The sequence below is a fragment of the Corynebacterium sp. HMSC034B08 genome (assembly GCF_001835805.1).
Taxonomy (GTDB): domain Bacteria; phylum Actinomycetota; class Actinomycetes; order Mycobacteriales; family Mycobacteriaceae; genus Corynebacterium; species Corynebacterium coyleae.
The window spans coordinates 16,180-28,229 of sequence record NZ_KV825930.1 but is presented as its reverse complement, the minus strand read 5'-3'; the positions used below and the strand labels follow the sequence as shown (position 1 = coordinate 28,229).

Below are 12,050 nucleotides of genomic sequence, written 5' to 3'. Positions count from 1 at the left end.
CAACAATAGCCTTCGAGACACGAAAAACAGGGCGGTTCAACCCCACGAGCAGGCTAGACCACCATTAAGACGGAGCCCGGCTCGATGCCTATGTATAGGGACAACAATGAGTTCGGTGACCTCAGAGAAGGGAAGGCAAGATCAGCAGCATTGCGATGCTCCACGTCAGGTGGAGTGCGATGGGGGAGTACAGCCTGCCGGTGCGCACTGCCTCGGTATAGGCGAGCGCACCGAGGACCACTGCCGCGAACACAAGCAGCGGCACACCCATCACGACGGTGACCAACCCGTAGGCGACCGTCGACCACACACCAGCTTGCAGCACCGTTTGTCCAATGCTTTGTAGCTGGCGGGGGACGACGTCGCGGAAGATGAGCTCCTCGCCGACGCCGTTGACCACGAGGACGAGCAGCGTCAGCGCGTAACCGCCTTTGTTAGGAGTATCCAGGATCTCTGCGACAGGGCCGGCAAGTGCTGGGATGCGGGTGACGATCAGGGCACCCAAGAAAAAGACAACCGCAAGTGCGGTGCCTAATCCGATGCCACGTACGACGTCGCGGAGTTTGCCGGGGCCAGCGAATGCGCCTTTGTCGCCCCACACCCACCAGGCGGCTAGGTACACGACGGCGGTAAAAGCGGTGGCCCAGTAGAAACCTGCGGTGCCGTCGCCAGCCTGGCGCGCGAGGAAGAGCCCGAGCGCACCAAAAGCGCAGGGCAGAAGAAACAACCATTGCCTGGCCACGAGAGAAACTCCGTCCAAATAATCTGGCGATGTGAATGACAGATTACCGGGCAGTTTCTCAGGGCAGATAGTTGTTAATTGACAGAGAAGATGATCATCTCCGTGTCGTCTGGCTTACCGCGGTACCGGCCGTCATCGCCAGGGAAGTTGTTGTCCAAGGCAGTTAAGTATCGGCCGTCCTCAAGCTGAACAATCGTTTCGACGCTCAGTAGCGCAAACATGAAAGGGTCGCCGACACCGTATGCCCGTGCATCGGAAACCATGCCGATCTTATTGGGGTTGGCTATGTTGAGAAGGTCTGCCATAAGCGCCTTTTCCACTGTTTTCCCTGGCTCGATACCCTTGAAATTCGCAACCTCGAATACCTTCTTCAGCTTCGCATCGGAGCCGAGGAAGTCGTCGCGCTCAAGCACGAGCAAACGGCCATCCTTGGTTAGGAAAGCGTCGCCGATGAGCGCGTCATCGCCTTCAGCAAGGTAGGTCCAAGTCTTGCCGGTGTATTTGCCTGTCGTTGTGTCGAACTGAGAAATGACGCGTTCACGCTTGTCGGCCGCCTTGTCGAGGTACCCCTCGAAAATCGGGTAAAGATAGCGTCCGTCCCATGCCATGGCTTCAAAGCCTTTGGAATTGCGCAGGTTTGGTCGCTCATTATCGCCAAGTGTTGGGTTCGATGGGCTCTTCACACCTGGGTATGCGTAGGGCTCTTCGAGCAAGGTGCCGTTCTTGTCCACATGGAGGATGTAGGGGCCGAACTCCTCGCCGATCCAGAAAGATCCGTCGGCGGCCTGGACGAATGACTCGGGGTCAAAGTCTGCGCCGGTAAGTAGACGATCCTCGGTGTCGTTGTTGACGATCTTCCACGGAATCTTTCCGTCGGGGTCTTTTAATGAGATGTAGTCAAGTACATCAACACCACCGGTGGTTTGTGGATTCTTCGCTGTTTCCGCCGTTTCCCAATTGGGCTTGACCGTGTAGATCCTCAGGAGGAAATCGGAAGAATTCGATTTCGAACCGAAGCCGTTATCTGGCAAGCCATAAAACGTGCCGTCGCCAATCTCGATCATTCCAGAAAAGCCGGGGATGACCTGCCCTTTAAAAGGGTGGGTTTGCCCGTTACCGTCGAAAGCATCCTTGCCTGAATTCGGGCCGGGAGCCTGGTATAACGCCGAGAGCTTCGCACGGCCCTCGAGAGTTGGGCCAGTGACCTCGGGAGCCGTGGTGGACGCCGTTGGATCTACGTCGCTGTTGCTGGAACCAGAATGCTCGGATCCGTTGCCGGCAGCCGCGCCAATTGCTCCGCCGACAAGACCACCGACGACGAAAACGCCTGCTACTGCTGCGATGAGCTGCTCAAGGTTGATGTCTTTGATCAGTTGGTTTAAAGGGGGTGGAAGTTGAATGTTCATGTGTCACTACCTCGAAAATCGCCAGGAACTGAGCGAGAAACTCAGGCGAAACTTACATTTCGCACAGCGAGTGTATGGCGGGCAGTGCACTTTCGCTCGGTGAGATTTTCCGGCCGGTTTCAGCATTGAGGTGCCGGGGAAGTACCATATTTCTCGGCGCCCCTATAGCCCAATTGGCAGAGGCAGCGGACTTAAAATCCGCCCAGTGTCGGTTCGAGCCCGACTGGGGGCACAATTACTAGCCCGGTAACCGGGCTACATGGCGGTATAGCAGCCGTTGACGAGGTGTCGTCGGAAAGCAAGAAGCTCACTCGCGCAGCAAGCTACGCAGCCTCGCCGATTCGGGATGCGGCAGCCGTGACCAGCACGACTCGCAACGATGAATCCAGTGATGGGAACGGGCCAGCGCGTTCAGTACAGTCGAGGCCATGACTGATCGCATGAATGTTGAATCCTTCAACCTCGACCACACCAAGGTTGACGCACCGTTTATTCGCCTGGCGGACCGAAAGGAACTTCCCCAGGGTGACACGCTGGTGAAGTGGGACATCCGCTTTAAGCAGCCGAACGTCGAGCACCTTGAGATGCCGGCAGTGCACTCCCTGGAGCACATGTTTGCCGAGCACGCCCGCAGCCATGCAGACAACGTGATCGACTTCGGCCCGATGGGCTGCCAGACCGGTTTCTACCTGATGCTCTCCGGCGACGTCGCCGAGGCTGAGGTCGCTGATCTGGTGGAAAAGACGCTCACCGACATCACCAATGCCACCGAGGTGCCGGCTGCGAACGAGAAGCAGTGCGGCTGGGGCGCAAGCCACGACCTCGAGGCCGCTAAGCGCGAAGCGCAGGCGTTTCTGGACAAGCGTGACGAGTGGGGCAACGTCTTTAAGTAAGCGTCCTACGTTGTCGGGTCGATGACCTGGAACGTCAACGGCACGGTAGTCAACGCGTAAGTGCCCGGCGCAGTGTCGAATACAGCGAGCAATTCATTCGCTACATCGGCACGGCCCGGCACGACAATGTGATCCTCGGCCAACTCGAGATCGATTGCCTTCGGGTCGAACATGAGCCACGTGTCGTTGCGGATGAGGGCATATGACTTGCCAAACAGCAATCGGTAGCGCGCCGCCCGAAGCAGTGCGGCGGCGGCACGTTCGTCGAGGTCCACACGCCCAGCGACATCGACATCTAAATACTTGGCGGTGTTTGCGCCGATAGAGGAGCCGTCGGTGTGCGAGGCGTCGTCGAGAAGCACACGCACCTGCGGATCGCTTGACAGCGGGGCACGTGCAGGGTCCGTCAACCCAAGCGGCACATGCTCGCCGAGCACGCCCGCGAACTTCACCGGATCCCACCGCAACATCCGCTCCAGATCATCTCCGACCAACCCCGCGGCTTAGGTGAACTGCACTCGCCCGGTCGGTCCCTCCGCACAGCCGAGGAGTGGATCCGCGACGAACACAAACCCCGCGAGCGAGCCAGAAGCCGACGATAAATAATGCCCAGGCTCAATCTCGACTCCGCTGCGGACCACGTTGCGAGCCATGCGTGCCAGCTGCTGCGCCGGCCACTCAGGAGGGAACACCTCATCGTCCATCGGGATGCGGAGCGTGAGCTCGGTCTGTGTGCCCGCAACGCGTTGCGACGACTCCACCTGGGACAACCCGAACGTGCAGTACAAGACGTGGGGGAGGGGGTCGTCGACAAGAAATGCGAGCACATCCAACGCTGCATAGGAAAAGGTGTAGGCCTGCGCGCCACCAGTTGCTGCAGACAACCTGTCCAGGACAAGATCGCCGCCCGTGCTCGGGCCGCGACGCCAACGATCGAACACACCCATGTGTCCAAATTCTACGCCTCGGGAACCTTTTTGAAGGTGCAAGCGTTACAACCTGTGAATAGTGGTCGCAACAAGACTCGAAAGGAATGTTGGACGACGTGAGAAGTACCAACCCGGTTCTGAAGAACCTGACCAATGAAGAACACACCGCTGGCTACGGCTACGCGCCCGAAATCCAGCAGGACCGCCCGCTGACGGTCGATGACATTGTCTCCAAGACCGGCATCACCATCGCCGTTATCATCCTGTTCGCCGCCATTAACTTCGGCATTTACCTGTCCGGAAACGCTGGCGTGGGGATGATCCTGACGCTTGTTGGCGGCATCGGCGCGTTCGTGGTCACCCTGGTCCACGCGTTCTCGCGCACCTTCGGCTCCCGCACGGTGACGCTTCTGTACGCAGCCTTTGAAGGCCTGTTCCTAGGCGGATTCTCTCTGCTGATCTCCGGCTGGTTCTCCGTCGGCGGGGCTGACGCTGGCCAGATGATTTTCCAGGCCATCCTGGGCACCCTCGGCGTGTTCATCGGCATGCTCGTGGTTTACCGCACCGGCGCCATCCGCGTCACGCCGCGACTGAACCGCCTGATCACCGGCGCCATCTTCGGCGTTGTCATCATGGCGCTGGGCAACCTGCTGCTCGCTCTTTTCACCGGCCAGAACCCACTGCGTGATGGCGGCACCATGTCCATCATCTTCGGCGTCGTATGCGTGGTCCTCGCAGCTATTTCCTTCCTGCAGGACTTCGATCTGGCCGACAGGCTCGTGCGCACCAGCGCACCGTCGAACGCCGCGTGGGGCGTCGCACTGGGTCTGGCTGTGACGCTCGTGTGGCTCTACACCGAGATCCTGCGTCTGCTGTCCTACTTCGCCAACGACCGCTAGACGGCGCTAAGCAACGCTAAACGGCGGTACCAAACGCCGCCGACAATAAAGCGGCCCTGTTCCGATTGGAACAGGGCCGCTACTCTTTGCGCCGATGAGAGGCGATTAGAGACGATCCGGGTTCACGGTCGCACCATCAACCGAGATGGTGGTGAACAGCAGATCGTTGTTCACAACCTGCGGAGCGCCAAGGACAACCTTGACGCCTTCCTCGCGGTTATTCGGATCCAGGACAACACGGGTTGCGGTGCCCTCAGCCAGGTCGGCGGTCCAGGTATCCCAGACGATGTCCTGCAGGAAATCGTTCTGGCTCTTGCAGTCGACCGTCAGCTGAGTCGGGCGCAGCAGGCCGGTCTCGCCACAGTTGTTGAAGGTTGGCAGCTCGTCCGCGGCGGCCTCGAGGGTCTCCGTCGCGGTCGCCTCGCTGGCCTCGACAACATTGGTCGCGGCGGTGGCGGAAGCACCAGCACCCTTGAGGGAGCTAGCGTCCTGGCTCGTCGCGGTGTCGACCTTCTTGTCGGACGGGTTCTCGTTCGGCGGGGTGCAGCCGGCGAGGGCGAGAGCAGCGATGGCAGCTACGCCAACCAGAGCTTTGCGGGAAGAGGTTGCAATCACAGGATGATCCTTCGCTATCGAAAAAGAACGGGTAAAACTACTTTGCACGAGGCGTTGAAGCTTTAACTGAATCATACGGCTCAGCCTTGACGATCGTGACCGAAATCTCGCGACCATTCGGAGCCGTGTAGGTACGGGTCTCGCCCTCAGCGGCACCAACGACGGCGGCGCCCAGCGGGGACTGCTCGGAGTAGGTCTCCAAATCAGCGTTGTCGGTCGACGCAGCGCGGGTACCGATGAGGAACGTTTCGCGGTCCTCCTTGTCGCCGTTGTAGTAGACGTGAACGACGGAACCGATGTGAGCGACACCTTCGACAATGCCGGTGCGCTCGGTGGTGGAGTTGGAGAGGATCTCAGAGATCTGCTTAATGCGAGCCTCTTCCTGATCCTGCTGCTCACGAGCTGCGTCGTAACCAGCGTTTTCCTTCAGGTCGCCTTCCTCGCGGCGCTCGTTGATCTCCGCGGCAATCACCGGACGGTTATCGATCAGCTGCTGGAGTTCGGCCTCCAGCTTGGCCTTCATTTCCGGGGTAATGTACTGCTGCTGGGGTTCAGCCATAGGGGTAACACCCTTCCCTCATACGTAAAACGAGCCCGCAGGCTGCGGGCGAAACTGTGCAGATATACCGCAAAAGATTAGCACATGGTAGTACGCAGCCCGTGTGCTAGCGGGCGTCGTAAAATTTGCTCTCCGGGTCCATGTAGAACGGCAGATTTTCGGAACAGCCGTAGATGCGGCCGGAAACGAGCGGTTCACGCAGCGGCAGGTCCACCGGGATGCGCTGGTGCTTCTCCCCGCCGGCAGGAAGGATCACCTCGCGGCGACCCACCTCAGCGTGGGAGTAATCCACCGCAGTGACGATGCAATAGGCCGGTACCGACGGGTCCTTGCGGGTCACGTCGATCCAAAGCCGGCCGGTTGAGTCGTCGATATGTTCCTGCGAAATAAATTCAGCGGTGACGGGACGGTCCATCCTGTCGATGATCGTTCGGGCGCCGAAGAAGATGAACGCGATGGCGATGAGCACAGCGGCGACTGCGACCACTTTGCCGCTCACGCCGTCGCTCTTGCCGGAGCTATAGCGTTGCGACGGACGGCGCACTGGAGTGGACACGGATGCAACCTCGCAATAACAAGGGGGATAGGGACTTAACTGGGATGGTACTAAGATGTTCCGAAGTTCTAACAACACCCCTACAAAAGTTGGAGAGTACGAGTGGCTGGTCTGCGTCTGATGGCGATCCACGCTCACCCGGACGATGAGTCCTCGAAGGGTGCGGCGACCATGGCGAAATACGCTGCCGAAGGGAACCGTGTGAAGGTGGTGACCTGTACCGACGGACGACGTGGGGACATTTTGAACCCTGCGATGGACCGCCCTGGGGTGCTCGAAAACATGACGGCCGTGCGCCACGAGGAGATGGCGCGTGCCGTCGAGGCGCTTGGTGTGGAACACGTTTGGCTGGGCTACGAAGACTCCGGCCTGCCCGAGGGGGACCCGCTGCCGCCGCTGCCGGAGGGGTCATTTGCGGTCCAGGACCCGGAAGAGGTTGCGGTGAAGATCGTGGAGGAGATCCGCGAGTTCAAACCGCACGTCATCATTACCTACGACGAAAACGGTGGCTACCCGCACCCGGACCATCTCATGGTTCACGCGATTTCGATGATTGCGTGGGAGAAGGCGGGTGACGCCTCGTTTGCGCCAGAAGCCGGCGAGCCGTGGACACCGCTGAAGCTCTACTACACGCATGGTTTCATCCTCCAGCGCATGAAGCTGCTGCAAGAGGCGTTGTTCGAACGCGGTGAGAAGAGCCCCTACGAGCTCATGATCAAGCGCTGGGAGGAAGCCGAGGGGGATGTGTTTGACCGCGTGACCACCCAAGTGGAGTGCGCCGACTACTTTGGACAACGTGAGCAGGCGCTGACTGCTCACGCCACCCAGATCGATCCGGCAGGGGCGTTTTTGGCCAGCCCGGTGGCGGACCAGCAAAAGGTGTGGCCGACGGAAGAATTCGAGCTCGCACGTACCCGGGTGGAGACCACCTTGCCTGAAGATGACTTGTTTGCCGGTATCGATGCCGGTGCTGAGGAGGAGTAGTGTTCGCCAACTTCATCAACGCCGCCGCAACCGTTGATCTGGTCCTGGCGCAGTCGCCGGGGGAGACCCCGGCTGGTCCGGACTTTGGCAAGGCGTCGCCGATTGGGCTGCTGCTGCTTGTCTGCCTCGCGGTCGTTGTCTTGTCGATTGGGTATGCGTTTCACCGGCGTTTCTCCCGGTTCCGTCGTCGTCAAGCATTTGCTGAGGCGCATGGCATTGATCCTTTCGACGAGAAAGCTATCGACGAGGCCATGGCGAAGGCTGGCGTTGCCGACCAGCGTAAGAAGCGCACCTTTTAAGCCCCGCTAGAATCAACGTTGTGTCTGTCCTCTCCAAACTGCGCTACCCGCTGTACCAGCTGTACGAAGCACGACTTAAGCGTGAGCTGCGTGGAAAGAAACGCCCGAAGCACATCGCCGTGATGGCTGACGGGAACCGTCGCTGGGCTCGCGAGTCGGGGTTTAAGGACATTTCCCACGGCCACAGGGTCGGCGGCGCGAAGATTGGCGATTTGGTTCGCTGGTCTGCGGAAATGGATGTCGATGTTCTCACGATTTACCTGCTTTCCACCGAGAACCTTCAGCGCACCTCGGAGGAGGTGGAGCTGCTCTTCGACATCATCTCCGAAGTCATCGAGGACCTCGCCACCGAGGATTACACCTGCCGCGTGCGCTTGGTCGGCCAACTGGACCTGCTGCCGGACGATGTGGCAGCACGCATGCGAGAAAGCGCCGCTACCACTACCGAGAAAGCCGGGCTGACCGTGAATATTGCGGTGGGCTATGGCGGGCGCCAGGAGATCGTGGACGCGGTGCGTGCGCTTATCGACGACACCGCAGCCGCCGGCGCAACCCCCGCCGAAATCAAAGAGGCGGTGACGGTCGAGTCCATCGCTGAACACCTCTACACCAAGGGCCAGCCCGACCCAGATCTGGTGATCCGCACCTCCGGTGAGCAGCGTCTTTCCGGATTCCTGCTGTGGCAGGCCGCGTACTCCGAAATCTGGTTCACGGATACGTACTGGCCAGCGTTTCGCAAGATCGACTTCCTGCGAGCACTGCGCGACTATTCGCAGCGCTCCCGCCGCTTTGGCAAGTAAAACCTGGCGAATTACAGCTTGCGCATGCGGACGCGCTGAACGGTGTGGTCGTAATCCTTGCGCAGCACAAGCGATGCGCGCACCCGCGTGGGCAGAATGTTTTCCACCAGGTTTGGCAGGTTGATGGACTGCCAGATTTCGCGTGCGGCGTAGGTCGCCTGCGCGTCGTCAAGACCTGCGTAGTGAGCAAAGTGTGCGCCGGGCTCCTGGAATGCGGTATCGCGCAGTTTGAGGAAGCGCTCGATGTACCAGTGCTCGATGTCGGAGGTCTTGGCATCGACATAGATGGAGAAGTCGAACAGGTCCGACACCATCAGCGTTGGGCCGGTCTGCAATACGTTGAGGCCCTCCAGAATCAAGATGTCTGGCTGGCGTACCTCGATGTACTCGTCCGGGAGAATGTCGTAGGCCTCGTGGGAGTAGATCGGAGCCTTGACCAGGGGCTGACCGGACTTCACCTCGGTGACAAATCGCATGAGGTTGCGGCGGTCGTAAGACTCAGGGAAGCCTTTGCGCGCCATCAAACCGCGCTCCTTGAGCACTGCGGAGGGGTGCAGGAACCCGTCAGTGGTGATCAGGTCGACGCGGGGGTGGGAGTCCCAGCGCTGAAGTAGCACCTGCAGCACACGCGCGGTGGTTGATTTGCCTACTGCGACCGAGCCTGCAAGCCCGATGATGAACGGCACATGCCCCGGATCGCCGCCGATGAACGTTTCGGTGGCTTTGGTCAGTTTCTGGCGCGCTCGTACCTGCAGGTGGATCAGGCGCGACAGCGGTAGGTAAATGTCTTCGACCTCTTGCAGATCGAGGCTCTCACCGATGCCTGCGAGTTTGGTGAGCTCATCTTCGGTGAGCACCTGTGGCATGGTGGCACGACGTTTGCGCCAGTCCTCGCGGTGAAAATCGAGGTAAGGCGAAGAATCGACACGTGGCATGGCCCTATTGTTTCACCTTGGATCCTGTGCATGGAATTCGACATAACACCCGGGTTGCTTACATATACTTCGAAGCGGTAACTACGACTGAACGAGAAAGGACCCGGTGGACGTGTCTGAAGATTTCCGTTACCAGGATCTGGCTACTTTTGACCCCGAAGTTCACGCCGCGATTGTCGACGAGCTAGCGCGCCAGCGCAACACCCTCGAAATGATTGCGTCTGAAAACTTCGTTCCGCGCGCCGTACTTGAGGCACAGGGTTCTGTGCTGACCAACAAGTACGCCGAGGGCTACCCGGGCAAGCGCTACTACGGTGGCTGCGAGCACGTGGACGTTGTGGAGACCCTGGCACAGGAGCGTGCCAAGGAAGTCTTCGGTGCAAAGTTTGCAAACGTGCAGCCACACTCCGGTGCGCAGGCGAACGCCGCTGTGCTAATGGCACTGGCGGAGCCGGGTGACACCATCCTGGGCCTGAACCTGGCTCACGGCGGCCACCTGACCCACGGCATGAAGATCAACTTCTCCGGCCGTCTCTACAACGTGGCAGCGTACGAGGTAGAGAAGGACACCCACCTCATCGATATGGCCAAGCTGCGTGAGCAGGCTCGCGAGGTCAAGCCGAAGGTGATCATCGCCGGCTGGTCCGCCTACCCGCGCCACGAGGACTTCGCTGAGTTCCGCTCGATCGCGGACGAGGTCGGCGCCTACCTGTGGGTTGACATGGCCCACTTCGCCGGCCTGGTTGCGGCTGGCCTGCACCCGTCGCCGGTCCCGCATGCGCACGTGGTGTCCTCCACGGTGCATAAGACGCTGGGTGGCCCACGTTCCGGCTTCATCCTGACCAACGATGAGGAGCTGAACAAGAAGATCAACTCCGCCGTCTTCCCTGGTCAGCAGGGTGGCCCGCTCATGCACGTCATCGCTGCGAAGGCGACCGCGTTCAAGATCGCGGGCATGGAGGAGTTCAAGGACCGTCAGCAGCGCACCATCGACGGTGCGAAGATCCTGGCCGAGCGCCTTACCAGCGAGGACGCGAAGGCTGCCGGCATCGACGTTGTCTCCGGCGGCACCGACGTCCACCTCGTGCTGGTGGACCTGCGTAACTCGCCGATGGATGGCCAGCAGGCCGAGGACCTCCTGCACGCCGCAGGCATCACGGTCAACCGCAATGCGGTGCCGTTCGACCCGCGCCCGCCAAAGGTCACCTCTGGCCTGCGTATCGGCACGTCGGCGCTTGCTACCCGTGGCTTCGGCGAGGAGGACTTCCGCGAGGTGTCCGACATCATCGCCGAGACCCTGATCCAGGGCGAGAAGGCTGATATCCCGGCGCTGCGCGCCCGTGTCGAGGCCCTGGCGGAGAAGTACCCGCTGTACCCGGGCCTTGAAGACTGGAAGATGCTCTAGTCGTTCTGGCCGTCGGCGGCGCTTGCGGTGTCGACATTGTGCCCGCGCTGCTCTGCGAGAGCGGCGCGGGCTTTTTGTAGCCAGTCCGGTTGGTCGTCGAGAAGCGCGCGGATTTGCTCCGTGGTCATCGACTGCTCAACGCCGGCTGCTTTCAGCGCGGTCACCGAGATGCCGAGCTTGCGTGCGACCTCGGTACGGGGGTGCGGGCCGTTGAGGCGCAGTTCTTGCAGCCAGGCGGGCGGGTTTCCTGCAGTTCGCGCAGTTCGGCGTGGGTGATGGCGCCGTCCTGGAACTCCTGTGGAGTGGCGGGAAGGTAGATACCGAGTTTTTTCGCCGCGGTCATCGGCTTCATTGCGGTGCCGGATGGGGTCTGTTCACTCATGCCCAAAACGGTAGCATTACCTGCCATGCTCACCATCGCGTTCGTCACCGGTACTGAACCCGGCAAATGGTTCCGCCGCTATGCCCAAATGTCGGGCGAGGACCCTGCGACATTGCCGTCGGATGATCCGTTTCCCCTCGTCGGCAAGGATGCGGACGCGGCGCTGGTCAGGCTTCCGGACGAGCGGGTCACGGACGAATACCACGTGGTCCGGCTCTACGAGGAGGCCTGGGGCGTGGCAGTGCCAAAGGACTCCGTTTATGCGGAGGTGGGGGAGGTTGATCGCGGGGATCTTGCGGAAGAGATTGTGAATTTCGAGTACGCAGAGCAGACGCTTATCGACGATCTGCGTACCGCCCTTTCCGTTGTCGCCGCAAACGTCGGCATCGCCTACGGGCCGTTGCCGTTGCTGAAGACGCTTGCGAAGAAGCAGATTAAGGCGCTGCCGATCGACCCGGGGGAAGGCGTTAATACCACGACGGTTGCGCTCGTGTGGCGGAAATCGGACGATTGTGACGCTATCCAGGACTTTGTTGGTATTACGAAGGGGAGAACTCCCAGGTCGTCGCGTACCACATCACACCCCCGATCGGGTGGGAAGAAGACTCGACGTTCGCGCGGCACCCATAATGGGCGACGCACCTAA

The 12,050-nt window shown here is 60.3% G+C and carries 15 protein-coding genes, 1 tRNA gene and 1 pseudogene; 8 read left to right on the top strand and 9 right to left on the bottom strand.

Annotated elements, in window-relative coordinates:
- Positions 1 to 121: 121 nt before the first annotated feature.
- Positions 122 to 742 (bottom strand): CPBP family intramembrane glutamic endopeptidase, encoded by a 621-nt coding sequence (locus tag HMPREF2656_RS03075; protein ID WP_070452551.1) that lies wholly within the window; start codon positions 740 to 742, stop codon positions 122 to 124.
- A 74-nt stretch (positions 743 to 816) separates the two neighbouring features.
- Positions 817 to 2,148: an esterase-like activity of phytase family protein gene (locus HMPREF2656_RS03070; protein ID WP_070569128.1), complete on the bottom strand. Its 1,332-nt coding sequence runs from the start codon at positions 2,146 to 2,148 to the stop codon at positions 817 to 819.
- 158 nt (positions 2,149 to 2,306) lie between these two features.
- On the opposite strand from HMPREF2656_RS03070, the gene HMPREF2656_RS03065 reads away from it, so the two are divergent.
- Together HMPREF2656_RS03065 and HMPREF2656_RS03060 are read left to right on the top strand one after the other, a co-directional pair.
- A tRNA-Leu gene (locus HMPREF2656_RS03065) sits at positions 2,307 to 2,380 on the top strand.
- Between the two features lie 196 nt (positions 2,381 to 2,576).
- Positions 2,577 to 3,041 (top strand): S-ribosylhomocysteine lyase, encoded by a 465-nt coding sequence (locus HMPREF2656_RS03060; RefSeq protein WP_070815825.1) that lies wholly within the window; start codon positions 2,577 to 2,579, stop codon positions 3,039 to 3,041.
- Positions 3,042 to 3,046: 5 nt separating this feature from the next.
- Here HMPREF2656_RS03060 and HMPREF2656_RS03055 read toward each other — a convergent pair whose 3' ends face one another.
- Positions 3,047 to 3,511 (bottom strand): hypothetical protein, encoded by a 465-nt coding sequence (locus HMPREF2656_RS03055; RefSeq protein ID WP_070815824.1) that lies wholly within the window; start codon positions 3,509 to 3,511, stop codon positions 3,047 to 3,049.
- 33 nt (positions 3,512 to 3,544) lie between these two features.
- A complete protein-coding gene (locus tag HMPREF2656_RS03050; RefSeq protein WP_070815823.1) occupies positions 3,545 to 3,988 on the bottom strand; it encodes a suppressor of fused domain protein in 444 nt (147 codons plus the stop codon).
- A 98-nt stretch (positions 3,989 to 4,086) separates the two neighbouring features.
- On the opposite strand from HMPREF2656_RS03050, the gene HMPREF2656_RS03045 reads away from it, so the two are divergent.
- The gene (locus tag HMPREF2656_RS03045; RefSeq protein WP_070421698.1) at positions 4,087 to 4,869 is read left to right on the top strand and encodes a Bax inhibitor-1/YccA family protein; all 783 of its coding nucleotides are present in this window, start codon (positions 4,087 to 4,089) and stop codon (positions 4,867 to 4,869) included.
- Positions 4,870 to 4,974: 105 nt separating this feature from the next.
- Here HMPREF2656_RS03045 and HMPREF2656_RS03040 read toward each other — a convergent pair whose 3' ends face one another.
- The 3 genes from HMPREF2656_RS03040 to HMPREF2656_RS03030 form a co-directional block, all read right to left on the bottom strand.
- Positions 4,975 to 5,484, bottom strand: coding sequence for a hypothetical protein (locus HMPREF2656_RS03040; protein WP_070569122.1), 510 nt, complete (start codon positions 5,482 to 5,484; stop codon positions 4,975 to 4,977).
- Between the two features lie 37 nt (positions 5,485 to 5,521).
- Positions 5,522 to 6,043: a transcription elongation factor GreA gene (gene greA, locus HMPREF2656_RS03035; RefSeq protein WP_070421690.1), complete on the bottom strand. Its 522-nt coding sequence runs from the start codon at positions 6,041 to 6,043 to the stop codon at positions 5,522 to 5,524.
- Between the two features lie 106 nt (positions 6,044 to 6,149).
- Entirely contained in the window at positions 6,150 to 6,599 is a 450-nt protein-coding gene (locus HMPREF2656_RS03030; RefSeq protein WP_246815458.1) for a DUF4307 domain-containing protein, read from the bottom strand.
- Between the two features lie 102 nt (positions 6,600 to 6,701).
- Between HMPREF2656_RS03030 and mca the strand changes: the two genes are divergently transcribed.
- Genes mca through HMPREF2656_RS03015 form a run of 3 tightly spaced genes read left to right on the top strand, consistent with a single transcriptional unit; the run spans position 6,702 to position 8,682 of the window.
- Positions 6,702 to 7,583 (top strand): mycothiol conjugate amidase Mca, encoded by an 882-nt coding sequence (gene mca, locus HMPREF2656_RS03025; protein WP_070421688.1) that lies wholly within the window; start codon positions 6,702 to 6,704, stop codon positions 7,581 to 7,583.
- Entirely contained in the window at positions 7,583 to 7,882 is a 300-nt protein-coding gene (locus HMPREF2656_RS03020; protein WP_070452565.1) for a hypothetical protein, read from the top strand. The genes mca and HMPREF2656_RS03020 overlap by 1 nt, the downstream gene beginning before the upstream one ends.
- 20 nt (positions 7,883 to 7,902) lie before the next feature.
- Positions 7,903 to 8,682: an isoprenyl transferase gene (locus tag HMPREF2656_RS03015; protein WP_070482580.1), complete on the top strand. Its 780-nt coding sequence runs from the start codon at positions 7,903 to 7,905 to the stop codon at positions 8,680 to 8,682.
- Positions 8,683 to 8,693: 11 nt separating this feature from the next.
- On the opposite strand, the gene coaA is transcribed toward HMPREF2656_RS03015, so the two are convergent.
- A complete protein-coding gene (coaA, locus tag HMPREF2656_RS03010) occupies positions 8,694 to 9,617 on the bottom strand; it encodes a type I pantothenate kinase (RefSeq protein ID WP_070421685.1) in 924 nt (307 codons plus the stop codon).
- 112 nt (positions 9,618 to 9,729) lie between these two features.
- Between coaA and glyA the strand changes: the two genes are divergently transcribed.
- Positions 9,730 to 11,022 carry a serine hydroxymethyltransferase gene (glyA, locus tag HMPREF2656_RS03005; protein WP_070421697.1) on the top strand — a complete coding sequence of 431 codons (1,293 nt, stop codon included), beginning with the start codon at positions 9,730 to 9,732 and terminating at the stop codon, positions 11,020 to 11,022.
- Here the strand turns inward: glyA and HMPREF2656_RS03000 are convergent.
- Positions 11,019 to 11,431 (bottom strand): annotated as a pseudogene (locus tag HMPREF2656_RS03000) (DUF5997 family protein). The gene glyA and the pseudogene HMPREF2656_RS03000 overlap by 4 nt on opposite strands.
- Between HMPREF2656_RS03000 and HMPREF2656_RS02995 the strand changes: the two are divergent.
- A complete protein-coding gene (locus HMPREF2656_RS02995; RefSeq protein ID WP_070815822.1) occupies positions 11,430 to 12,050 on the top strand; it encodes a LysR family transcriptional regulator substrate-binding protein in 621 nt (206 codons plus the stop codon). The pseudogene HMPREF2656_RS03000 and the gene HMPREF2656_RS02995 overlap by 2 nt on opposite strands.